Below are 24,875 nucleotides of genomic sequence, written 5' to 3' on the forward strand. Positions count from 1 at the left end.
ACAATTCAGTATTTGCAAGAGCGTCCAGGAGGAGTTGGAATTCATGCAAAATCTTATTAACGAAATTACAAAAGAACAACTTCGCACAGATCTTCCATCATTCAGACCTGGTGACACAGTACGTGTACACGTTAAGGTTATTGAAGGAACTCGCGAACGTATTCAGTTGTTTGAAGGCGTTGTAATCAAACGTCGTGGCGGCGGAGTTAGTGAAACTTTCACAGTACGTAAGATTTCTTACGGCGTTGGAGTAGAACGTGCTTTCCCTGTTCACACACCAAAAATTGCGAAATTAGAAGTTATCCGTCACGGTAAAGTCCGTCGTGCGAAACTTTATTACCTACGCGAACTTCGTGGTAAAAAAGCACGTATTAAAGAAATTCGTCGTTAATTCTTCGAATCTCTCTATGCGGGTTTACCATGATCCACATAAGGTGCGAAACCAAATCGTATACAAAAAAAGGAGCCTGTTTTACAGGCTCCTTTTTTTATCGATTAAACCATCCGGAAAAGAAGTGAGAGGGTCCTAAACCTGCTCGCTATAGCGTCCGTAACATGTTAAAATGATTAGATGATATGCTTTTCTAAAAGGGTGGTAAGGATGGCGAAAAAGAAAAATGAATTGTGGGAATGGATAAAGGCAGCCCTAATTGCGGTCATTTTAGTAACGCTTATTCGTTATTTCCTTTTGGCCCCAATCTATGTGGACGGCTTTTCCATGATGCCGACTTTGAAGGATACAGACCGTATGCTCGTTAATAAATTCTCTTATTCAGTGGGTGAACCAAAAAGATTCGACATCATCGTCTTTAAAGCGCCGGAAGGCAAGGATTACGTTAAACGGGTCATAGGTCTTCCTGGTGAAAAGGTGGAATATAAAGATGATATACTTTATGTGGATGGAAAAGAATATGGCGAACCATATTTGGATGAATATAAAAAGCAATTGATTGATGGTGGACCATTGACCGAGCCTTTTACATTAAGTGATATCATTGAACAAGAAACGGTGCCTGAAGGACATTTATTTGTTTTGGGAGATAATCGTCGCTTCAGCAAGGACAGCCGCCATATCGGGGTTGTTTCGTACCGGGAAGTGTTAGGCAAAACTAAATTAGTTTACTGGCCAATCAAAGACTTTCGATTGGTGGAATAGTAGAAAGGTGGATTCCATTGACAATACAGTGGTTCCCTGGCCATATGGCCAAAGCGAGACGGGAAGTAACAGAAAAATTAAAACTGGTGGACATCATATTTGAACTTGTGGATGCACGTATCCCGGCATCTTCACGGAATCCGATGATAGATGAGATTATCCAGCATAAACCAAGGCTTATCTTGTTGAATAAAGCCGATATGGCTGATCCGGTAAAAACCAATCAGTGGCTTGATTATTATAAATCACAAGGTAAAACGGCAATTGCTATTAACTCACAGGCGGGAAATGGTCTGCATCAGATTACGACGACTTCTAAAATGCTCTTGAAAGAGAAGTATGATCGGATGGAGTCAAGAGGAATCAAGCCGCGTGCGATTCGTGCGATGATCGTCGGGATTCCGAATGTCGGGAAATCGACGCTGATCAATCGGCTTGCTAGGAAGAACATTGCCAAAACGGGCAACACGCCTGGTGTGACGAAGGCCCAGCAATGGATAAAGTTCGGTAAGGAACTCGAACTTTTAGATACACCGGGGATTCTGTGGCCTAAATTCGAGGATCAGGAAGTCGGTTTAAGATTGGCCTTGACAGGAGCAATCAAGGATACGATTTTAAACTTGCACGAAGTCTCTCTCTATGGTCTTCGCTTCTTGGAAAAAGAATATCCAGATCGGTTGAAATCACGATATAATCTTGATGTTATCCCACAAGAAACGCTGGAACTTTTCGATGCAGTTGGGAAGTTCAGAGGATGTATAGCCTCTGGAGGGTATATCGATTACGATAAGACCGCAGAACTGGTCGTTCGTGAGATCCGTTCTGAAAAGATGGGCCCGCTCACATTCGAGCTACCGCCTAAAGAGGATCAAGAAAACACGCCCGACTAACCTCTGTCTGGGCCAAGCTGTACAGAGAATAAACACGGAGCGGGACTTTAGGCATCGAAGGTTGTTTTAACCTAAATGATGTCTCTTTTCCGCTCCGTATTTTTGATGGAACTATAGGAATGTAACATTTCTGCCGATACTTATAATGATGGGTGATAAAAATGAAAACAGCCATGAATATTAACGAAATTTCTTCAAGATTAAAATCCATAAGTAATCCGGAAGATCCTTTTTTGCAAGAATGCCGAGAGGATGCTCGCAAGGGAGTCGCCGATTTAATCGGCAAATGGAACAAAACCTACGAAAAAGCTCAACAAATCAGGGATACCTTCTTAAAAATGTCAGAGTTTGAGCGAGAGCTGCGCCAACAAGGGTTTTCGGTTCTTGCCGGTATAGATGAAGTAGGAAGAGGGCCCTTGGCTGGTCCGGTAGTGACAAGTGCGGTTATTTTACCAGAGACTTTCTATTTGCCTGGGCTAAATGATTCGAAAAAAATTTCCGAGTCCAAAAGGGAACAATTTTATGAGGCGATTCATAAAGAGGCTATATCAATTGGGATAGGCATTGTACATAGCGAAGAAATCGACGAAATCAATATCTATCAGGCTACGAAAAAGGCCATGATGGCAGCGGTGAACAATCTTTCGGAATTGCCGGATCATTTATTGATTGATGCAATGGAACTGGATATGCCCATTCCTCAGCTCTCGCTAATAAAAGGAGATGCTAGAAGTATTACCATATCTGCGGCTTCAATCGTCGCTAAGGTGACACGTGACAGGATGATGAAGGAATATGGGGTAAAGTACCCGGAGTATGGATTTGAAAAGCATATGGGCTATGGTACGAGCCAACACCTCGAAGCTCTCGATAAGCATGGGCTTACACCATGGCACAGAAGAAGTTTCGCACCTGTAAAGGAAATTTCGGCAAGGAAATAAGGATTAAAGGAGGATGAGGGGATGCAATTAATAACAAATGGTCAGTCTGTTTCTACACCCGTTGAGATACAAGGAAGCACGAATCTAAAGAGTGGGCAAATTCTTTTCGGAAAAGTGAATAAGATCTTTCCGAACCAAACGGCTGAAGTGCAGATTGGCCAACAAAAAATGATTGCGCACCTGGACGTCCCGCTACAGGTTGGGGAAAGATATTGGCTTCAAGTGCAGCCAAATGAGGGACAGGTGGTTTTGAAAGTACTTGATTCCCCGAATGTGAACCTCTCGAATACAAAAGAAGCAGCGGCACAGCTACTTGTTTACCTTGGTGTTAAGTCGGAACCAGAGTCTGCAAAGCTTGCCGAGTTTTTACTGAGAAATCAATTCCCCATCACCAAAGATTTCTTCTCATCAGCATTGCAATGGGTTAAAGCGGCAAGTACAACTGAATCGGGACTTTCCGTTATTAAAACGATGGTTACGCAGCAGCTACCTTTTGTTAAGGAGGTATTTTTTGCATTGGCCGAACTAGCAAAAGGTGAACCTTTTCATAAGTTACTAAGTGGTCTGCAACAACAATTACAGGAAAGCGGATCTGACACAAAGACGCTGGTGCAGCTAAAAGCCGTATTGGAGTCCCTACATATTACTAAACAAGATCAATTGCAACAAACTGGTTTGCACAGACTTATTGCAACTTGGCTTGATTCCAAGTCGACACCAGATATGAAATCAGGAGCCTTTTCCTTGCTTCAAAAGACCGGTTTCATTCCAAGTGGGATAACTGAAACGGAATTACTGAGAAGCATAGTTGCTGAATCGGTGCGGGCGCCGGAACCCATGAAGACCCCAACGGCTAATAAACTACAGCAAGGACTGCAAGCACTAGCAAATGGAACGCTTGGACAAGGGAATATGGAATCTAACCTTATTAAACTATGGGGGAGTTCGGATATAGGAGCGACGGCATCTTCAGATGTAAAAGATGTAATACCGTATAAAAGCATCGCAACCAATGAAAGGTCTGGACTTAATCTAAACCTGCTTGAACGTGCTTTTGGGAAAGGCTCCTCGGCAAGGGAACCAGGGACTATCCCTATGATTCAACGGAATGGAATCCAAAGCGAAAATGAAGGGCCGGAGTTAATCTCAGAATCATTAAAGAGCTCTAAGGCTGATACCCAATGGCAGGGGATGCAACAGACGGTCCGGCAAATTCCAGTGTTTACAAAAGAAGTCCTTAATCTTACTTCACATTTACTTGAACGTGCTTTTTCCGAGGTGTCTGCCAATCGTAAAATCACCCCGGTCGATCTAGAAGTCGATGAATTATTGAGTCAAATAAATAAGGATGTAGGGCAAGTTGGTGAGTCGAAGGGGAAAGTGGGGGATCTTCTACTTCAGGCTTTTAAGCAAGTTCCAGAAACTCCCTCTGCTGCTATCAATCCCGAGAAACTAGTGCTGAGCCATTTAATAGATGAAGGTTTTCAACCAAATGATTTTACAAATGGGACAGCTGTAGCCCAACAACTGAAAGAATGGACCAAAATGCTTGGGCTTCAACTGGAGCATGTTCTTGCTAATCTATCGGGAGGCGAATCGGAAGCGCTATCAGAGGAGTTAGAAACTCTCAAGCCTTTACTCCTAAAATTGTTGAATGAGCAGCATCCACCAGCAATTAAAGACATGGCTGAACAAATAGTGAATCGGCTCACTGCTCAGCAGGTTCTTTCACAGGATAACGGACCCATGCAAAATTTATTGCTCACCCTTCCTCTCAACTTAGGTTCGTTCCAAACGGATTTAACGTTGCAATGGAGTGGAAGGAAAACAAAGGATGGAAAGATCGATCCCGATTACTGTCGTATCCTGTTTTATTTAGAGTTAGAGAACCTTAACGAAACCATCATTGACATGCAAATCCAAAACCGCGTCATCAACGTGACTATCATCAACGAGCAGAATCAAACAATTGAAACTGCGGCGAGTAATTATCTGGACGTGTTGAAGGATAATTTGCGATTGATGGATTACAAGTTATCAGGAGTTTTATTTCAGGACACAACACGCACAAGAAATACGGGTGTGAGGCAGACTACTGTTCCTTTTTCGGAGACAGGAACTTATAGTGGGGTGGACATTCGGATATGAAACAGGAAAAACGGAAAGAAGCGATTGCCTTAAAGTATGATGCAAAGTCATCGCAGGCACCTGTCTTGTTGGCTAAGGGAAAAGGCAAGACGGCAGAGAATATCCTGGTAAAGGCAGAGGAACTGAATATTCCTGTACAGAAGGACGAAACGTTAACGGAACTTTTGGGTCAGCTTGATATTAATCAAACGATACCGGAAGAATTATATGGAGCTGTTGCCGAAGTATTCGCTTTTGTTTATAAGGTGGACCGGAATGCTAAAAGTTAAAACCCTAATTTTATTCGGCAGGTTAAAAAAATGGTCGGATTGTGAAGGAAACCATAAAAAGTACTGAAAAAAATTATTATATTAAAAACATAGTAAACTAATGATAAAAGGATGAAGCAGAAGCTTCGTGCTTTTATTTTTTTTGTCCAAAAAAATAAATCAGGGTGCAAATCTTATAAAAGTGAAGCAAAGAAATTCCTAAAAATGGCTTTAAATAAGGTGTTTAATTAAAAAAGTCTGTAGGTGTAAAATGATCATCCTGAAAATGAGCCTATGAATGAATAATGTATTTTCTTCCATATAATAGAAGGTTAATTAGGTATATTGTAATAATTATTTTTCATAGTCGATAAAGAAAATTATGCATGAAAGAGAATTTTGTTGTAATATGGTAGAGAAAACACGCACCAAATCTAAGTTTTGTTTTTTAGTAGATAAGGAGGATGGGAAATGAATATCCATGAGTATCAGGGGAAAGAGATTTTGAGACAATACGGGGTATCTGTTCCAAATGGCCGAGTTGCCTTTACTGTTGATGAAGCAGTTGAAGCGGCGAAGGAGTTAGGTACAGATGTTGTTGTCGTCAAAGCTCAAATCCATGCGGGTGGCCGCGGAAAAGCCGGCGGAGTTAAGGTTGCGAAGAATCTTGATGAAGCGCGTACATATGCAGAAGAGATTCTTGGTAAAACGTTGGTGACCCATCAAACAGGGCCTGCAGGTAAAGAAGTGAAGCGTTTACTTATCGAGGAAGGCTGCGATATCACCAAGGAATATTACATTGGTCTGGTCTTGGACCGTGCAACGAACAGTGTAGTATTGATGGCCTCCGAAGAAGGCGGAACGGAAATCGAAGAAGTGGCTGAGAAAACTCCCGAGAAAATCTTCAAGGAAGTAATTGACCCTGTGGTCGGTTTAACGGGTTTCCAGGCACGTAGAATCGCTTTTAATATTAATATTCCAGCTCCATTAATAAATAAAGCATCTAAATTGATGATCAACTTATATACAGCATTCGTAGAAAAAGATTGTTCGATTGCCGAAATCAATCCGTTAGTCGTGACGGGGGATGGCAATGTAATGGCCTTGGATGCTAAATTGAATTTTGATGACAATGCAATATACCGTCAGAAAGATATTTCAGAGTACCGTGATTTGGATGAAGAAGATGCTAAAGAAATTGAAGCATCAAAACATGGTCTTAGTTACATATCGCTTGACGGAAATATTGGCTGTATGGTTAATGGCGCCGGGCTTGCAATGGCAACAATGGACATCATTAAACACTATATGGGCGACCCAGCCAATTTCCTTGACGTCGGGGGCGGCGCTACAGAGGAAAAGGTGAAAGAGGCCTTCAAGATTATCCTGTCCGATGAAAAAGTAAAGGGCATCTTTGTCAATATCTTCGGAGGAATCATGAAATGTGACATCATCGCGACAGGCGTCGTAGCTGCTGCAAAAGAGCTAGGCCTGGATGTTCCACTCGTTGTTCGCTTAGAAGGAACGAATGTTGATTTAGGGAAAAGTATTTTGAAAGATTCTGGTCTAAATATCACCGCTGCTGAATCCATGGCAGACGGAGCGCAAAAAATAGTATCACTTGTAGGATAATAGGCAGGGGGGAACATAATGAGCGTTTATATTAATAAAGATACGAAAGTGATCGTTCAGGGAATCACTGGCTCAACAGCATTATTTCATACAAAACAGATGTTAGAATACGGTACGAAAATCGTTGCAGGGGTCACTCCGGGTAAAGGTGGAACAGAAGCGGAAGGGGTACCTGTATATAATACAGTTTCCGAAGCTGTCACTGAAACAGGGGCGAATGCATCGGTTATCTATGTACCAGCTCCATTTGCAGCAGATGCAATTCTAGAAGCGGTTGACGCGGAGATTGATCTCGTCATCTGTATTACCGAGCATATTCCAGTCCTTGATATGGTTAAGGTCAAGCGGTATATGGAAGGCAAAAAAACACGCTTAATTGGACCTAACTGTCCGGGTGTGATTACCCCGGAAGAATGCAAAATCGGGATAATGCCTGGCTATATCCACAAAAAAGGCCATATTGGCGTGGTTTCTCGCTCTGGTACTCTGACTTATGAAGCCGTACATCAATTATCACAAGAAGGTATTGGGCAATCATCAGCTGTCGGCATTGGTGGGGACCCTGTTAATGGGACTGATTTCATTGATGTGCTTAAAGCGTTCAATGAAGATCCAGAAACCCATGCGGTAATCATGATAGGGGAAATCGGTGGCACAGCAGAAGAAGAAGCGGCCATTTGGGTTAAGGAAAATATGACGAAACCGGTTGTTGGATTCATTGGAGGACGTACGGCTCCAGCTGGAAAACGTATGGGACATGCTGGTGCAATTATTTCAGGAGGAAAAGGAACAGCCGATGAAAAAATCCGCGTCATGAATGAATGTGGAATTAAAGTTGCTGAAACACCATCGGTCATGGGAGAAACCTTGATATCCGTCTTAAAAGAAAAAGGCATGTACGAACCTTGTAAAACGCATTAATAAGAGATGGGCCGACCTGATATTGGTCGGCCTTTATTTCACTTCTATAGTAAGTACCCTTCGAAAGTATCCATGACATCTTCGTTTGACAAACCATACGACCATCCCCTGCTTTTGAATAATCCTCAAAGGAGTGCTTCCAAATTGAACAGAAATGAAAAGCTAATCCACCTTCATCATTGTCGTGGTGCAGGCTGGAAAACGATAAACATGATCTTGGCTGCAGACCCATCCCTCACCACCCTCTTTACAAAAACGTATGCTGAATGGAAAGAAATTCTCACCATCCCGAACGACAAACTCCAACTCTTTCTCGCAGACTTGCATTCTTACAATACGATTGAAAAACTGAAACAATATGAAAATAATCAAATCCACTGTATGACGATTTTTGATGAAGACTATCCATATCTATTAAGACAAATTTTCGATCCCCCCTGGGTGCTTTATTTAAAAGGCAATAAACAGCTTTTAGCTAAGAAGAATACCATAGGTGTCGTTGGTACACGGAATCCAACCTCGTACGGGTTAGAGGCCTTAAAAACGATTTTAACGCCACTCGTAAAGAGAAAATTCGTGATTATTAGTGGAGTGGCAGTTGGAATTGACGCGATTGCCCATAAAATCACGTTGAACGAAGGTGGACATACGATAGGGGTTTTAGGAGGGGGATTAATGCACATTTATCCGAAAATCAATATTCCACTCGCAAGGGTGATCATCGATAAGGGATTGCTTCTTTCGGAAACCCCTCCGACTAGGAGATCGGAACCTTGGATGTTCCCTCTCCGCAATAGAATCATCAGTGGTTTATCGCAGGGGATTTTCGTGGTAGAGGCAAAGCAGAGAAGTGGTTCGCTTATCACAGCGCAGGCTGCACTTGACCAGGGAAGGGACGTATTTGCACTTCCTGGTAATATAACCAGTCTTGAATCAATGGGGACTAATCAATTAATTCAAGAGGGAGCTAAATTAGTTTTGACAGCTGAACAGATTGAGGAGGAATATTAAAACAATATAATATAGAAGATATACGGTGAAACCTCCAATTTTTGTCGAAAAAGGTGCTTTTTTAGGTGAATAGAATAAAATATTAGACAAAAAGGTTGAAAAAATTGTAAAACTGTTATAAGTTTTGCAACAGGCACCTCTTGTCAAAATATCTAAATCCTGATGAATCAGCGGGATTGGAAAAGTAAAGAGGTGTTGACAAATGATTTTTGAATGATTAATAATAGTGAAGATTTATATTACCTCTTTGAGGAGGATTTATTGGATGTCAGATTACTTAGTGATTGTGGAATCGCCCGCAAAAGCAAAGACGATAGAGCGATACTTAGGAAAGAAATATAAAGTTAAAGCTTCCATGGGTCATGTACGCGATCTACCTAAAAGTCAAACGGGTGTCGATGTTGAACATGGCTATGAACCTAAATATATAACAATCCGCGGCAAAGGCCCGGTTTTAAAAGAATTGAAAACAGCAGCAAAAAAAGCAAAAAAAATCTATCTCGCAGCTGACCCCGACAGAGAAGGTGAAGCGATTGCCTGGCATTTAGCGCATAGCCTCGACGTCGACATAAACTCGGATTGCCGTGTCGTATTCAATGAGATTACGAAAGAAGCAATCAAAGAATCATTTAAATCTCCGAGACCGATTAATATGCAATTGGTTGATGCCCAGCAGGCAAGGAGGATATTGGATCGTTTGGTCGGGTACAATATTTCCCCTCTATTGTGGAAAAAAGTGAAAAAAGGCTTGAGTGCCGGACGGGTTCAATCAGTTGCAGTCCGAATGATCATAGATCGTGAAAAAGAAATCAAAGACTTCGTTCCTGAAGAGTATTGGACAATCAAGGCCGATTTTGTAAAAGGAAAAGAACAGTTTGAGGGTTCCTTTTTCAGCCTTGCGGGAGAACGTACTGAATTGAATACGGAAGAAGACGTGAAGAAGGTTCTGGATTCTTTGAGCGGTGGGGAATTTACAATCGGTACCGTGACGAAAAAAGAAAGAAAACGTAATCCAGCTGCACCATTCACAACTTCTTCCCTACAACAGGAAGCTGCGCGTAAATTGAATTTCAGGGCCAAGAAAACGATGATGCTTGCCCAGCAGCTTTACGAAGGAATTGAGCTAGGAAAAGAAGGAACAGTCGGACTGATTACTTATATGAGAACGGATTCAACCCGGATTTCCGATGTGGCTAAGCTCGAAGCGCATAACTTCATCTCAACTAGTTATGGTGAAGAGTATGTCCAGACGGAACAGCGTAAAGAGAAAAAACAGACAAATGCCCAGGATGCCCATGAAGCAGTGAGACCGACTAGCACACTGCGGGAACCAGGTTTAGTGAAAGAATTTTTATCCAGAGACCAATTCCGTTTATATAAATTGATCTGGGAACGTTTCGTTTCAAGTCAAATGTCTTCTGCTGTTATGGATACAATGAGCATCGACTTACATAACGGAGATGTCATATTCAGAGCAAATGGATCAAAAGTTAAATTTCCTGGTTTTATGAAGGTCTATGTTGAAGGAACGGATGACTCGGTGGAGGAAAAGGAGAATACCCTTCCTGATGTGAAAAAAGGTGATCAATTCTTTTCAAAAGATGTTGAGCCTAAGCAGCATTTCACGCAACCGCCGCCCCGCTATACAGAGGCACGTCTTGTTAAAACTCTGGAAGAATTAGGCATAGGTCGGCCATCCACTTATGCCCCTACTTTGGATACGATACAAAAAAGGGGTTACGTCACGCTTGATAACAAACGATTTATCCCGACCGAACTTGGTGAAATAGTCCTTGAACTAATTCGCGAATTCTTCCCATATATCCTGGATGCTGAATTCACAGCCAAGATGGAACAGGAGTTTGATGGTGTAGAGGCTGGAAGTGTTGAATGGGTTAATGTCATTGATGACTTCTACAAGGATTTTGCTGTTGATTTGGCCAAGGCAGAAGCCGAGATGGAAAAGATTGAAATTAAAGATGAACCTGCTGGCGAGGATTGTGAAGAATGCGGTCATGGAATGGTCTTCAAAATGGGGAGATACGGAAAATTCATGGCATGCAGCAATTTTCCTGACTGCCGTAACACGAAACCAATCGTCAAGGAAATCGGTGTGAAGTGCCCAAAATGTAAAGAAGGAAACATCATCGAGCGGAAAAGTAAAAAACGCCGCCTGTTTTATGGATGCGATACGTATCCAGGGTGTGATTTCATTTCATGGGATAAGCCATTGCCGCGTAATTGTCCAAAATGTGAAGGTACCCTTGTTGAGAAAAAACTTAAAAAAGGCGTACAAGTACAATGTATGGACTGTGATTTCAAAGAGGTACCTCAAGCTTAAGGAAAGGTGGGCAATCATGCCCACCTTTTTCATGTTCACCAAAAAAGGACTGACTCGGGTAGAGCTGAGTTTCTTCATATTAGGTAAGGTATGATATCATGATAAAGAGAAGGATGTTCCTCGCAGAATATATTGGAAAGGCATGAAACTTTTTAATTTTGCTCAAGTATTGTAAAATTCAGTGGACAAGTGCCTTCATTTAAAGTTATAATTCCTCTTTGTGTCCAGTTATTGTTTCTGTAAGAACACGACTTAAGGCATTTATCCAAATAGACATACTTAAAAAGTGCATCAGCAGGAATGTGCAAGATGGGGTATACATATAAACATATCGTTAAAATGAAGATTTTGTAAAAAACAATTTTGATGATAAATCTTCCTGTTTTATCATATCTATACATGGAGGTTCGAAATATGAAAGAAGCAAAAGTAAGTGTAATTGGTGCTGGGCTTGCAGGAAGTGAAGCTGCTTGGCAATTAGCTAAAAGAGGAATAAAAGTTGATTTGTACGAAATGCGTCCGGTTAAGCAAACGCCTGCACACCATACCGATAAATTCGCTGAACTTGTTTGTTCCAATTCACTTCGGGCAAATACGTTAACAAATGCTGTAGGTGTTTTAAAAGAAGAGATGCGAACATTGGATTCCGTTATTATTTCCGCAGCAGATACTTGTGCTGTTCCTGCTGGTGGTGCATTAGCCGTCGATCGTCACGAATTTGCTGACCTTGTAACGGAGAGGGTGAAAAATCATCCAAATGTGACCGTGTTCCATGAAGAAGTGACAGAGATTCCTGAGGGTCCAACCGTTATAGCTACGGGTCCATTGACTAGCCAATCTTTATCGGATAGCTTGAAGCAAATTATGGATGAAGAATATTTATATTTCTATGATGCTGCAGCTCCAATTCTTGAAAAAGAAAGCATCAATATGGATAAAGTCTATTTAAAGTCCCGCTATGATAAAGGGGAAGCTGCTTACTTGAACTGTCCGATGACCGAAGAAGAATTCGATCGGTTTTATGAAGCGCTGATTTCTGCAGAAACTGTGCCACTTAAGGAATTTGAAAAAGAAATCTTCTTCGAAGGGTGCATGCCAATAGAAGTAATGGCATCTCGTGGGAAAAAGACGATGCTATTCGGACCGTTGAAGCCGGTTGGATTGGAAGATCCAAAAACGGGTAAACGACCATTTGCTGTCGTTCAACTTCGTCAAGATGATGCAGCTGGAACCCTTTATAACATTGTTGGTTTTCAGACACATTTAAAATGGGGACCTCAAAAAGAGGTACTTCAGCTGATTCCAGGATTAGAGAATGCTGAAATTGTCCGTTATGGAGTGATGCACCGCAATACATTCATCAACTCTCCGAATGTGTTAAAGCCGACCTATCAATTCAAAAACCGGGAAGATTTATTCTTTGCCGGCCAGATGACGGGTGTGGAAGGGTATGTGGAGTCTGCCGCATCAGGACTGGTCGCCGGAATTAATGCAGCAAGACTGGTTCAAGGGATGGAACCAATCGTTTTCCCTGCTGAAACGACAATAGGGAGCATGGCAAGGTATATTACGTCCACTAACGGGAAGAGCTTCCAGCCGATGAATGCGAATTTTGGTCTCCTCCCAGATTTAGAAATCAGAATCAAGTCGAAAAAGGAACGAAATGAGGCACATGCAAATCGCGCTTTAGACACAATTCAGAACTTTGTGAAAAGTTTGTAAAATCATTTGCCTGCTGTTTTAAAGTATGATACTATTTATAAGCCTTTGCGAGGTGTTTCTATGATCAATCAAAATAAGGCGTTATCTTCCTTCATTGAATATCTACAAATAGAAAAAAATAGTTCACACTACACGATTGAAAATTACAAGCGGGATATTCACGAATTTTTCTTATTCCTGAACGAACAACGGATTACCGATGTCGCGTCAGTCGAATATATGGATGTCCGGCTATATTTGACGAATTTATATGAGAAACAACTTTCAAAGAGGACTGTAGCAAGAAAAACATCTTGTTTGCGTAGTTTTTATAAATTTCTAATGAGGGAAGGGGAAGTCAAGGATAATCCTTTTTCCCTTGCATCTTTACCCAAAAAGGAACAGAGATTGCCTCGCTTTCTGTATGAGGAAGAAGTCAATCAGTTGTTTTCTTCTTTAAAGAAAGATACCCCAATTGAAATCAGAAACGTTGCATTACTGGAATTACTGTATGCTACTGGCATTCGCGTAAGTGAGTGCTGTGAAATCAAAGTACAGGATATCGATCTCTCGCTTGGAACCGTACTGATCCATGGAAAAGGGAAGAAAGATCGGTATGTCCCGGTTGGCAGTTATGCTCAGGAAGCGATAGATTTATACATACGTACAGCCAGGATGGAAATGACATCGTCTGACGCTAAGGCGCATGCTTATTTATTTGTTAACTTTCGCGGAGAACCCCTTACACCTAGGGGGGTCCGTTATATATTAAATGAATTGATTAAAAAGTCGGCCGCTGATGGAAATCTGCATCCCCATATGTTGAGGCATTCATTTGCCACTCACCTTTTAAATAACGGGGCAGATATACGTACGGTTCAGGAACTGCTTGGACATTCAAAAATTTCATCTACGCAAGTGTATACGCATGTAACAAAGGACCAATTAAAAAAAGTCTACAATGCATCACATCCGCGGGCTTAAAAGTTGAAAGGGGACACTTTATGACAACGATATTTGCAGTGCATCATAAAGGAGAATGTGCCATGTCCGGTGATGGGCAGGTTACTTTAGGGAATTCAGTAGTGATGAAGCATACGGCAAGAAAAGTGAGGAAAATCTTTAACGGGAATGTCCTGGCAGGTTTTGCAGGTTCTGTTGCAGACGCATTCACTCTTTTCGAAATGTTTGAAGCCAAGCTTGAGGAATACAATGGGAATCTTCAACGTGCAGCCGTCGAAATGGCGAAGCAATGGCGGAGTGATAATGTGCTTAGAAAGCTGGAAGCAATGTTAATTGTCATGAATAAACAAGATTTGCTTCTCGTTTCCGGTACTGGAGAAGTAATTGAACCTGACGACGGGATTCTAGCCATAGGATCTGGTGGAAATTATGCTCTAGCTGCAGGCAGGGCTTTAAAGCGTTTTTCTAGTGAAAACCTATCGGCAAGGGAAATAGCCCAATCATCTTTACAAATTGCAGCGGAAATTTGTGTATTTACAAATACGAATATAATCGTGGAAGAGTTGTAAGGAGGAGCGCACAATGTCAAAGAAAACTAATTTAACACCGAGGCAAATCGTAGAGAAACTGGATCAATATATTGTAGGACAGAGTGAAGCAAAACGTGCAGTAGCGGTTGCATTGCGTAATCGATATCGTCGTTCTTTACTCTCAGAACAACTTCGTGATGAAGTCGTTCCTAAAAACATATTAATGATTGGACCGACTGGTGTTGGGAAAACAGAAATTGCTCGGAGAATGGCTAAATTGGTTGGTGCTCCTTTTGTGAAAGTGGAAGCAACGAAATTTACGGAAGTCGGTTATGTCGGCCGTGATGTAGAATCCATGGTGCGTGATTTAGTGGAGACTTCCGTCCGCCTCGTGAAGGAAGAAAAGATGGTTAGTGTCAGAGAACGGGCAGAGGAAAATGCCAATCGCCGTTTAATTGATTTATTAGTGCCATCTAATAAAAAACAGAGCAATTTCAAAAACCCTCTCGAAGCATTTTTCGGAGGAGGAACGAATCAAGCTGAACAGGATTCGAGTGACAACTCAGAAGATTTAAGCCTTCAGCAAAAAAGAAAGCTTGTGGCCAATCAGCTGGCTAAAGGCGAGTTAGAGAATGAAATGATTACAGTTGAGGTGGAAGAACAGGCCGCATCCATGTTTGATATGCTACAAGGTTCGGGAATGGAACAAATGGGGATGAATATGCAGGATGCCTTGGGAAGCTTGATGCCCAAGAAAAATAAAAAGCGTAAATTGAAAGTAAGCGAAGCACGAGTTGTCTTGACCAATGAGGAAGCGGCAAAATTAATCGACATGGATGAAGTAACATCGGATGCTGTATACGGTGCAGAGCAAAATGGGATAATATTCATCGATGAAATTGATAAGATCGCTAGCAAACAGTCGGGAAGTTCTTCAGCGGACGTTTCAAGAGAAGGTGTACAACGGGATATCCTTCCAATTGTTGAAGGGTCTACAGTTGTAACAAAATACGGATCCGTTAAAACCGATCATGTACTCTTCATTGCAGCAGGGGCTTTCCATACGGCTAAACCCTCGGATCTTATTCCTGAGCTGCAGGGCCGTTTTCCAATCCGTGTGGAATTAAACAAATTGACCGTCGAAGACTTTGTGAAAATTTTACACGAGCCGGATAATGCTCTGTTAAAGCAATATGTAGCTTTATTAGAAACAGAAGGTATAGAAATTGAATTTTCTGACGAAGCTGTAAGTAAGATAGCAGAAGTGGCTTTCGAGGTTAATCAAAACACAGATAATATTGGGGCAAGGCGCCTTCATACAATCCTGGAGCGTCTTCTAGAGGACTTATCTTTCGAAGCTCCTGACATTACGATGGAGAAGATTACAATCACTCCTCAATATGTCGAAGATAAGCTGGGCTCGATTGCCCGTAATAAAGACTTAAGCCAGTTTATCCTTTAGAATGAACCAGCGGCAATATTCATTGCCTAAGCAAATTACATCACATTACGGAAATACAACTTCATAGTCAATTGTGAACCATGGTATTTTTAGGAGGAACAAGTCAGATGAACTTATTAGCAAAAACAAGAAAAATTAATGCAATGCTCCAAAAAGCAGCAGGAAAAGCAGTTAATTTCAAAGAAATGGCAGAAAGTTTAAGTGAAGTAATCGAAGCGAATGTATTCGTCGTTAGCCGTCGCGGAAAATTACTTGGAATCGCAGTAAGCCAACAAATCGAAAATGAACGTATGTATAAAATGTTAGAAGATAAGCAATTCCCTGAAGTGTATACAAAGAATCTATTCAACATCCAAGAAACATCTTCTAACCTCGATATTGAAAGCGAATATACAGCTTTCCCAATTGAGAATAAAGAGTTGTTTTCAAATGGCCTAACTACCATCGTTCCTATCATGGGCGGGGGAGATCGTTTAGGAACATTGATTCTTGCTCGATTACAAGATAAGTTCCATGATGACGACTTAATCTTGGCGGAGTATGGAGCCACTGTTGTTGGAATGGAAATCCTTCGTGAGAAATCAGAAGAGATTGAAGAAGAGGCACGTAGTAAAGCAGTCGTTCAAATGGCTATATCTTCACTTTCTTACAGTGAATTAGAAGCTATTGAACATATATTCGAAGAACTTAAAGGGAACGAAGGATTACTTGTTGCATCTAAAATTGCAGACAGAGTTGGTATTACTCGTTCAGTAATCGTAAATGCACTTAGAAAACTTGAAAGTGCCGGTGTTATTGAATCACGTTCATTAGGAATGAAAGGGACGTACATCAAAGTATTGAACGATAAATTCCTTAACGAGTTAGAAAAACTTAAAAATAACTAAAATTCAGCTCTAGATATAAAGCTGATAGTACCAAAGGAAAGGGTTCGGGAATTTAATTCCGGATCCTTTTTTTATCTTTAAATGTAGATGGAGAAAATTAGCATCTCGATTTCTAGCAATCTAACCAAAAAGGCACGATCTCTTAGTGGGTGAGAGATCGTGCCTTTTTGGGGTTAGGTACGAAATATAATCGTATATATATTAAATTGCACTTATTTAATATATCCTTCATCCGGTAAAACTAAGGTAGTAGTTATAAGAACATGTAGGAGGTTCAATTTATAATGAAGTTTTCCATTATAGGGTAATTGGAATCAAATTCTAATAGGCAGTATGAGGATAAAGAATCGTTTATCCAAAATACAGTATATTTTTCCTTATAAAGGGTAATTATACTGTAATAGCTATCTGAATAGACAGTCCTCTATGGTCAATAAAAGATTGTCTTCATTAATTTTAAGAATACTTTATATCTCAGGCATTTATTAATCGGAATTTCCGGGAAGTTTAATATGTGGAAAAAAGTCGAATGCTTTAATAGTTTTATATTCTTTTAAAAAAATTAGGGAGTCAGTATTTGTAAAAAATCTGATTTTTTACACGTTAATTCACCCTTTGCTGAAGCAGTATGTAGATTACCATTAAACTATTACCAATATATACCTGATGGTTTCTATACTAATTAGTTCTAAAGTATCAGGTATATGGGTTTGTGATTCTGTATGATAAATAAGTATTTAAAGATAAAAAATGGATAAAATCATAAAATAATGTAATATAACGTCACAATTGACTAGGAATTTAAATGAAAAAGCTATAAATTTGAGCAAATTGTGACATTTTTCGACTATAATAGGTCTAAAGTCTATATATTGATTATAGACATCGTTCTTGCGTTTCTTTAAAATTAAGGATATTAAGATAATGGATTTATTTATCACATAAGTTATTATTTGCTTGGATAGAAAGAGGGGAACGACAAAATGGAGTTATTTTCAAATACCTTTCAATCACTGGAAAACGCTCTGAATTTTTCTAGTACGAAACAAAAGGTCATTTCGCAAAATATTGCTAATTCCGATACGCCGAATTATAAGGCGAAAGATGTTTCTAATACAAAGTCCTTTCGAACAGAACTTGATACGGCTATTCAATCATATCGTACCGATGACAGGCACTTTAGCTTTAAATCAAACGGCAAAGCGACTTCTTCCATTGTTACACAGAACAATGTGAATTATAACAGTAACGGGAACAGTGTGGATGTCGATAAAGAAATGACGGACCTGGCTACGAATCAAATTTATTATAATGCTGTAACGGATAGACTTTCGGGTAAATTCCAGTCATTGGAATCAGTGATTAGGGGTGGGAAGTAATGGGGATTTTTCAGAGTATTAATACGACGGGCTCAGCTTTGACTGCCCAAAGGCTTCGGATGGATGTGATTTCTGCCAATATGGCTAATGCCGATACGACTAGAGCCGAATTTGATGCGGAGTCGGGACAATGGAAACCTTATTCAAGAAAATCGGTTGTTCTGCAAAATAAGGAAGCAAGTTTTGCAAGTTTTCTAGATGCAGCAACCGGAAAAACGAACGGTACGGGTACAGGTGTAAAAGTATCAGGAATTGTTAAAGATGAAACACCATTTGAACTGGATTACAATCCAGATCACCCAGATGCAAATGAAGATGGATATGTAGAGATGCCAAACGTGGATCCACTGAGAGAAATGGTCGACTTAATGAGCGTCACTAGATCCTATGAAGCCAATGTCACTGTTTTGAATGCATCAAAGGGAATGATGATGAAGGCATTAGAAATCGGTAAATAATTTTTGATTGGAGCGTGTGCATTATGGAGGGGATTTCTCTTTCAAGCATAAGCAATATAGATAAAGCATGGAAAAGTCAGCAGACTAACACAAGTACACCATACGAAGCGCAACAAGATTTTGCGTCCGTATTAAAAGAAACTATGAATAAAGTTAACGAGGCCCAGGTATCATCGGACAGCCTTACAGCTAAGTTAGCTAACGGAGAAGACGTGGAACTTCATAATGTGATGATTGCTTCACAAAAGGCGAGCATTACGATGCAGGCTACGTTAGAGGTTCGGAATAAAGTGGTCGAAGCCTACCAGGAAATGATGAGAATGAGCATTTAACATTCATTTTAAAGACCTCATATAAAGAGAGAAAAATGGCTAGGGGGGAAAATGCCTCCTCTCATAAATTCATAGACTGACCGGGGGATTTAAATGAATGATGCACTAGTGAACTTTAAAAATAAAATAACTGGTTACTGGAGTACAAGAAGTAGAAAACAAAAGATGATAATGATTGGTTCAACGGCATTAGTCATCATCATCGTCATGGTTGCCTCATTTTTCGCAACCCGAACGACATTGGTTCCGTTATATTCCAATCTGAAACCATCCGAGACGGGTAGCATAAAAGAAAATTTAGACAGTCAAGGAATAAAAAACGAGATTGCGGATAACGGTACAACCATCAAAGTACCACAAGAAAGTGTTGATACGCTCAAAGTCGAACTAGCGGCTGAGGGAATACCTGAGTCTGGTAGCATCGATTATTCATTCTTTAGCCAGGGAGCTGGATTGGGAATGACTGAAAATGAGTTTAATGTAATTAAATTGGATACGATGCAAACAGAGTTATCCAATTTAATAAAGAAAATTGATGGAGTCGAGGACGCTAGCGTCATGATTACGCTTCCTGATAAAGGAGTCTTTGTCAGCGAATCCGCCGGTGAAGCTTCAGCATCGATTGTATTGAATACGAAATCGGGCTATAAGTTCGAGGAGAGTCAAGTCAATTCCCTATATCATCTTGTTTCGAAAAGTGTTCCCAACCTTCCTACAGATAATATCGTCATCATGAATCAAGATTTTGAGTATTATGACCTTAAAAATGAAAATTCGTCATTCGGTTCTGCTTTTCAATCTCAAAATGAGATAAAAAAAGAAATAGAACGAGATATACAAAGACAAGTGCAAAATATGCTTGGAACTATTATGGGGCGGGATAAAGTGGCCGTTTCCGTTACGACCGACATTGATTTTACTCAAGAAAATCGGGAAGAGAACCTTGTGGAGCCGGTAGATGAGGAAAATATGGCTGGAATAGAAATTTCAGCCCAAAGGATCAACGAATCGTATAGCGGGGACGCAGCTGAAAATGGGGGAATTCCCCAAAGTGAAGACTCCGCGGATTCATTGGGTTCCAGTTATGTAGAAGGTACGACAGGTTCAGGCGATTATGAAAAATCAGATGAAACTATAAATAGTGAAGTGAACCGAATCAAGAAAGAAATCGTTGAAAGTCCATATAAAGTCAAGGATTTAGGCATTCAAGTCATGGTAGAACCACCTACCGCTGATGATCCGAATTCATTATCTCAACAGAGCGTGGATGATATCACACAAATCCTAAGCACGATTATCCGAACGACGATAGATAAAAAAGCGGTAGGGGAAGAACTGACAGATGATGAATTAAATCAGAAGATTGCCATTTCCGTACAACCTTTTAATGGAAAAATGAAGATCTCAGAAGAGGAGAATGCTTCCTCACTACCGATATGGGTTTATATTGTTGGTGGAGTTCTATTGCTAGTCATTATCATTCTATTAGTCTTATTCTTCCGTTCAAGACGTCAACGGGATTTGGAAGAGGAGTATTACGAGGAAGTAGAAGAGGAAGCCCAATTCGAAGTTCCTGATTTAAATAAAGAGACGGAATCGGAGGCCTCTTTAAAAAGGAAACAGCTTGAAAAATTGGCTAAAGAGAAGCCAGATGAATTCGCAAAATTATTAAGAAGCTGGATAGCAGAAGATTAGGAGGCCATGCAAGTGATAGATCGAAAGAAAAAGGGTGGATTGACAGGTAAACAAAAGGCGGCAATCCTCCTTATCTCCTTAGGCCCGGATGTTTCTGCATCCGTATATAAGCATCTTTCAGAAGAAGAAATCGAGAGGCTGACTCTGGAGATTTCAGGAGTTAGAAGTGTCGACTCGCACGATAAGGAAGAGATTTTAGAGGAATTTCATAACATCGCTTTAGCACAGGATTATATTTCGCAAGGTGGGATAGGATACGCGAAGCAGGTTTTGGAAAAGGCGTTAGGTACCGATCAAGCTGCGGCCATCATTAACCGTTTAACTTCATCCCTGCAAGTTCGGCCTTTCGACTTTGCTCGTAAAGCAGACCCAGGGCAAATATTGAACTTTATTCAAAACGAGCACCCTCAGACGATTGCCCTGATTTTATCTTATCTTGATCCAACACAGGCCGGACAAATTTTATCAGAACTGCCTCAAGAAGTGCAGGCAGACATTGCAAGAAGGATTGCTTTGATGGATAGCACTTCGCCAGAGATTATTAATGAAGTGGAACAGATATTAGAAAGAAAACTTTCTGCAACCGTTACCCAGGACTATACACAAACCGGTGGTGTCGAAGCTGTGGTAGATGTCCTGAACGGAGTCGATCGTTCCACGGAACGAACCATTTTGGATGCTCTTGAAATTCAAGACCCTGAACTTGCAGAAGAAATCAAGAAGAGGATGTTTGTCTTTGAAGATATCGTGACCCTTGATGGTAGAGCCATTCAACGCGTGGTTCGGGAATCGGATAATGAAGATCTTAAACTTGCACTTAAAGTGGCAAGTGAGGAAGTGAAAGACATTGTATTCCGCAATATGTCCAAACGGATGGTCGAAACCTTTGAGGAAGAAATGGAATATATGGGACCTGTTCGTCTACGTGATGTAGAAGAAGCACAATCAAGAATCGTTGCTGTCATTCGCCGCCTTGAAGAAACTGGTGAAATTGTAATCGCCCGTGGCGGAGGGGATGATATTATTGTCTAGAATTATTAAATCTCATCAGGCGAAGGAAGATGAAAGTAACAAATTCACGATTAAAATCCGGCAATTTGATGTCCAGGTAACAGAAAATGATGAGGGGCAAGTCACCAATCACTTCCCACCTAATGAATTTCTTAATCAAACCATACAAGAAGCGGATGCCATATTAATAGAAGCAAAGCAGCAAGCCGAAACGATTGTCGAAGAAATTCAACAAGCAAAGGATTATTGGGAGCAAGAGGAAAAAAGAATATACATTGAACAAGCACAAAAAGAAGGATACCAACAGGGCATTGAGGATGGACTTCAAAAGGGCTATAACGAGATGGCCGGGGACATCGCTTTTGCTAAAGAAGTGGTGGAGGCATCAAAAGTTGATTATCAGCAGCATCTTGAATCCTCTGAATCAGTCATTCTAGATATAGCATTGAACGTAGCCAAAAAAATCATCGGACAGCAATTGGAGGCTAAGGAAGAAACATTCTTATCTCTCGTTAAGGGAGCGATTAAAGAAGCAAGGGAATACCGGGAAGTTCAGCTGCACATTCATCCGTCCAGATACCAATCGATTCTTTCTCACAAGGATGAACTGATTTCGATTTTTCCAAAAGAAACGGAATTATATATTTATCCTGATGATGAATTGGATGAAGGCAGCTGTATCATAGAGTCGGAGAATGGAAGAATTGATGCAAGTGTCGATAGTCAACTACTAGAAATTAAGGCAAAACTATCCGAACTGTTGGAAGGGGAGTAAAGATGAAAGCGAGAGACCTCATACCCTATATTGATGAAGTCGATACATTTAAACACTATGGCCGAGTCAAGCGTGTCGTAGGGTTGATGATTGAATCTCAAGGCCCTGAAAGCTCTGTTGGAGACGTTTGCTATATCTATACCGGTGTTCAAAAAAAGAAAAAACCGATACTGGCTGAAGTCGTCGGTTTCCGCGATGAAATGGTTATTCTCATGCCATTTACAGCTGTGAGTGATATTTCACCAGGGTGCATCGTCGAAGGAAGTGGGCGTAGCCTTGAGATAAAAGTGGGAAGCGGATTGATTGGCCAGGTTGTCGATCCTCTGGGTTTTCCCATCGATCATTCCCTGCTTCCGAAGGGACTAGCTACGGTACCAGTCGATCAAGATCCTCCCAATCCTATGGAAAGACCACCGATTGATGAACCGATTGATGTTGGTGTCAGGGTGATAGATAGTCTACTAACAGTCGGAAAAGGGCAACGTGTCGGGATTTTCGCTGGGAGTGGAGTAGGGAAAAGTACATTGCTAGGCATGGTGGCCAGGAATACGACAGCTGACTTAAATGTTATTGGACTTGTTGGGGAACGTGGTCGGGAGGTTCGGGAGTTCATTGAGAAGGATCTTGGTCCAGAGGGATTGGCTCGTTCCATTGTGGTGGTGGCAACTTCCGATCAGCCAGCGTTGATGCGGATTAAAGGAGCAATGACAGCAACTGCAATTGCAGAATACTTTCGGGATAAGGGATTGAATGTAATGTTGATGATGGACTCTGTCACAAGGGTGGCGATGGCCCAAAGGGAAATCGGACTAGCTGTCGGTGAGCCACCTACGACAAAAGGGTATACACCATCGGTATTCGCCATTCTTCCAAGACTTTTAGAAAGAACGGGAACAAATCAACTAGGATCTATAACAGCCTTTTATACAGTTCTTGTTGATGGAGACGATATGAATGAACCAATTGCCGATGCAGTCAGGGGAATATTGGACGGGCATTTCATCTTAGACCGTAATTTGGCTAACAAGGGCCAGTATCCCGCGCTTAATGTTTTAAAGAGCATCAGCCGAGTCATGAATAACATCGTTGGAGAAAGACACAAAAAGTCGGCAGAAGAACTACGTGCAAACTTATCTACTTATATGGATTCGGAAGATTTAATTAATATAGGAGCTTATAAAAGGGGATCTTCGAAGGAAATAGATAATTCCATAAAGCGCTACCCGGAAATCATTTCATTTTTAAAGCAGGGCACTCATGAAAAGGCGCCTAAAGATATAAGTATAGGAAACCTTGTAGATTTGATGGAAAGAGGTGAGTAGCTATGATTTATCAATATAAGTTCGAAAAGATCCTTACCATAAAAGAAAAAGAAAAAAGAGATGCACTATCTAAATATAATACAGCGCTGAAAAAGTTTGAAGAAGTGGCTGGAAAACTATATAAGTTCTTGAAGAAAAAAGAGGACTTACTGGCATTCCAAGAGGAAAGGTTGAGAAATGGTTTGTCCATTCAAGAAATTCGCCATCACCAGCTGTTTATGGACAATCTTGAAAAGCTCATAAGTCTTAGCCAGGAGGAAGTCATAGAAGCTCGTTATAAAATGAATGTCCTGCAAGAAGTATTAATGGAAAGAAATATTGAAGTGAAGAAGTACGAGAAAATGAAAGAAAACGATTTTCATAAATTCTTGGATATCATCAAGGAAGATGAGAATAGACAAATGGATGAAATATCTATCAGGCAATTCTTAAGTAAAGGGCGTTAGGTGATAGAATGCGTAAAAAAGAAGAACCAACTGGATTGGATGAATTGGAAGAAAGTAAAATAAGTAAATTTCAATGGTTTCTTGTCATCTTTATCCCTTTGATTTTTGCGGTGACTGTTGCATTGATCGTTTTTACTGTAGCCGGTGTGAATGTCATGGAAAAGGCTAAGGAGCTATCAGGGAAAATCCCCTTAACTGAACTATTTGAAAAAGATGATGAAAAAGTAAAACCTGCACAAGAGATTGGTAAGGATTCAAAAAGATTGGCTAGACTAGAGACTGAAATTAAAGACAAGGAAAAAGAGATAAAGAAACTTGAAAGCATCATTGACACCCGTGATCAAGCGGTCGAAAAGGCTGAGGCAGAAAAACAGCAAATACAAACTCAATTGAATCAGCTTAAAGAAAGCCAGGATGGGAGTAAACGGGCATTCAAGGACATCATACGCACATATGAAACGATGGCTCCTAAAAAATCAGCGCCAATCATTACGGAGATGAACGATGAAGATGCCGTGAAAATCTTGGCAAGTATGAAAGCTGATACATTAGCGAAGGTCTTGGAGCAGATGCCTACCGCAGATGCTGTCAGATTAACGAAGAAACTAACAGAGTCTAGTACGTAA

General features: G+C 40.7%; 24 protein-coding genes. All 24 read left to right on the forward strand.

Translation table 11 applies throughout. The annotated features are described in order from the left end of the window. Positions 1–43: 43 nt before the first annotated feature. The 24 genes from rplS to ACIQXU_RS07680 all read left to right on the forward strand — a co-directional run bounded on the left by rplS (position 44) and on the right by ACIQXU_RS07680 (position 24,875). Positions 44–391, forward strand: a complete 348-nt coding sequence (gene rplS, locus ACIQXU_RS07565; RefSeq protein WP_402868296.1) for a 50S ribosomal protein L19 — start codon at positions 44–46, stop codon at positions 389–391. Between the two features lie 210 nt (positions 392–601). Continuing rightward, on the forward strand, positions 602–1,156 hold the full coding sequence (gene lepB, locus ACIQXU_RS07570; protein WP_402987868.1) for a signal peptidase I: 555 nt from the start codon (positions 602–604) through the stop codon (positions 1,154–1,156). A gap of 17 nt (positions 1,157–1,173) precedes the next feature. Further along, positions 1,174–2,046 carry a ribosome biogenesis GTPase YlqF gene (gene ylqF / locus ACIQXU_RS07575; protein WP_402868300.1) on the forward strand — a complete coding sequence of 291 codons (873 nt, stop codon included), beginning with the start codon at positions 1,174–1,176 and terminating at the stop codon, positions 2,044–2,046. Positions 2,047–2,219: 173 nt separating this feature from the next. Beyond that, entirely contained in the window at positions 2,220–2,987 is a 768-nt protein-coding gene (locus ACIQXU_RS07580; RefSeq protein ID WP_402956499.1) for a ribonuclease HII, read from the forward strand. A gap of 21 nt (positions 2,988–3,008) precedes the next feature. Next, on the forward strand, positions 3,009–5,135 hold the full coding sequence (locus ACIQXU_RS07585; RefSeq protein WP_402987871.1) for a hypothetical protein: 2,127 nt from the start codon (positions 3,009–3,011) through the stop codon (positions 5,133–5,135). After that, a complete protein-coding gene (locus tag ACIQXU_RS07590) occupies positions 5,132–5,404 on the forward strand; it encodes an EscU/YscU/HrcU family type III secretion system export apparatus switch protein (protein ID WP_402987874.1) in 273 nt (90 codons plus the stop codon). Before ACIQXU_RS07585 ends, ACIQXU_RS07590 begins: the two co-directional genes overlap by 4 nt. 450 nt (positions 5,405–5,854) lie before the next feature. Continuing rightward, positions 5,855–7,015 (forward strand): ADP-forming succinate--CoA ligase subunit beta, encoded by a 1,161-nt coding sequence (gene sucC, locus ACIQXU_RS07595; protein ID WP_402956288.1) that lies wholly within the window; start codon positions 5,855–5,857, stop codon positions 7,013–7,015. An 18-nt stretch (positions 7,016–7,033) separates the two neighbouring features. Then, the gene (sucD, locus tag ACIQXU_RS07600) at positions 7,034–7,936 is read left to right on the forward strand and encodes a succinate--CoA ligase subunit alpha (RefSeq protein ID WP_402868308.1); all 903 of its coding nucleotides are present in this window, start codon (positions 7,034–7,036) and stop codon (positions 7,934–7,936) included. A 144-nt stretch (positions 7,937–8,080) separates the two neighbouring features. Continuing rightward, positions 8,081–8,947, forward strand: a complete 867-nt coding sequence (gene dprA / locus ACIQXU_RS07605) for a DNA-processing protein DprA (RefSeq protein WP_402987877.1) — start codon at positions 8,081–8,083, stop codon at positions 8,945–8,947. A gap of 265 nt (positions 8,948–9,212) precedes the next feature. Then, positions 9,213–11,288 (forward strand): type I DNA topoisomerase, encoded by a 2,076-nt coding sequence (topA, locus tag ACIQXU_RS07610; protein WP_402868312.1) that lies wholly within the window; start codon positions 9,213–9,215, stop codon positions 11,286–11,288. Positions 11,289–11,687: 399 nt separating this feature from the next. Then, complete coding sequence (gene trmFO, locus ACIQXU_RS07615; protein WP_402987880.1) at positions 11,688–13,010, forward strand: FADH(2)-oxidizing methylenetetrahydrofolate--tRNA-(uracil(54)-C(5))-methyltransferase TrmFO; 1,323 nt, start codon at positions 11,688–11,690, stop codon at positions 13,008–13,010. Between the two features lie 60 nt (positions 13,011–13,070). Then, positions 13,071–13,973, forward strand: coding sequence for a tyrosine recombinase XerC (gene xerC / locus ACIQXU_RS07620; protein WP_402868315.1), 903 nt, complete (start codon positions 13,071–13,073; stop codon positions 13,971–13,973). A gap of 20 nt (positions 13,974–13,993) precedes the next feature. Further along, positions 13,994–14,521, forward strand: a complete 528-nt coding sequence (hslV, locus tag ACIQXU_RS07625) for an HslVU peptidase proteolytic subunit (protein WP_402868317.1) — start codon at positions 13,994–13,996, stop codon at positions 14,519–14,521. A gap of 13 nt (positions 14,522–14,534) precedes the next feature. Further along, complete coding sequence (hslU, locus tag ACIQXU_RS07630) at positions 14,535–15,944, forward strand: ATP-dependent protease ATPase subunit HslU (protein ID WP_402868319.1); 1,410 nt, start codon at positions 14,535–14,537, stop codon at positions 15,942–15,944. A 107-nt stretch (positions 15,945–16,051) separates the two neighbouring features. Further along, positions 16,052–16,831 carry a GTP-sensing pleiotropic transcriptional regulator CodY gene (gene codY / locus ACIQXU_RS07635; RefSeq protein WP_402868321.1) on the forward strand — a complete coding sequence of 260 codons (780 nt, stop codon included), beginning with the start codon at positions 16,052–16,054 and terminating at the stop codon, positions 16,829–16,831. 983 nt (positions 16,832–17,814) lie between these two features. Further along, on the forward strand, positions 17,815–18,210 hold the full coding sequence (flgB, locus tag ACIQXU_RS07640) for a flagellar basal body rod protein FlgB (protein ID WP_402956295.1): 396 nt from the start codon (positions 17,815–17,817) through the stop codon (positions 18,208–18,210). After that, positions 18,210–18,668 carry a flagellar basal body rod protein FlgC gene (gene flgC / locus ACIQXU_RS07645; RefSeq protein WP_402956297.1) on the forward strand — a complete coding sequence of 153 codons (459 nt, stop codon included), beginning with the start codon at positions 18,210–18,212 and terminating at the stop codon, positions 18,666–18,668. Before flgB ends, flgC begins: the two co-directional genes overlap by 1 nt. Before the next feature lie 23 nt (positions 18,669–18,691). Continuing rightward, positions 18,692–19,000: a flagellar hook-basal body complex protein FliE gene (gene fliE / locus ACIQXU_RS07650; RefSeq protein ID WP_402956299.1), complete on the forward strand. Its 309-nt coding sequence runs from the start codon at positions 18,692–18,694 to the stop codon at positions 18,998–19,000. Between the two features lie 93 nt (positions 19,001–19,093). Then, the gene (gene fliF, locus ACIQXU_RS07655; RefSeq protein WP_402987885.1) at positions 19,094–20,695 is read left to right on the forward strand and encodes a flagellar basal-body MS-ring/collar protein FliF; all 1,602 of its coding nucleotides are present in this window, start codon (positions 19,094–19,096) and stop codon (positions 20,693–20,695) included. A gap of 12 nt (positions 20,696–20,707) precedes the next feature. Then, positions 20,708–21,727 (forward strand): flagellar motor switch protein FliG, encoded by a 1,020-nt coding sequence (fliG, locus tag ACIQXU_RS07660; RefSeq protein ID WP_402956303.1) that lies wholly within the window; start codon positions 20,708–20,710, stop codon positions 21,725–21,727. Next, positions 21,720–22,481: a flagellar assembly protein FliH gene (gene fliH / locus ACIQXU_RS07665; RefSeq protein ID WP_402987888.1), complete on the forward strand. Its 762-nt coding sequence runs from the start codon at positions 21,720–21,722 to the stop codon at positions 22,479–22,481. Before fliG ends, fliH begins: the two co-directional genes overlap by 8 nt. Before the next feature lie 2 nt (positions 22,482–22,483). Further along, entirely contained in the window at positions 22,484–23,803 is a 1,320-nt protein-coding gene (gene fliI, locus ACIQXU_RS07670; protein ID WP_402956307.1) for a flagellar protein export ATPase FliI, read from the forward strand. Between the two features lie 2 nt (positions 23,804–23,805). After that, positions 23,806–24,249 carry a flagellar export protein FliJ gene (gene fliJ / locus ACIQXU_RS07675; RefSeq protein WP_402868333.1) on the forward strand — a complete coding sequence of 148 codons (444 nt, stop codon included), beginning with the start codon at positions 23,806–23,808 and terminating at the stop codon, positions 24,247–24,249. An 8-nt stretch (positions 24,250–24,257) separates the two neighbouring features. Continuing rightward, positions 24,258–24,875: a MotE family protein gene (locus ACIQXU_RS07680; RefSeq protein ID WP_402987891.1), complete on the forward strand. Its 618-nt coding sequence runs from the start codon at positions 24,258–24,260 to the stop codon at positions 24,873–24,875.

Origin of the sequence: Peribacillus sp. NPDC097284 (assembly GCF_044761765.1) — a bacterium.
Classification (GTDB): Bacteria; Bacillota; Bacilli; order Bacillales; family DSM-1321; genus Peribacillus.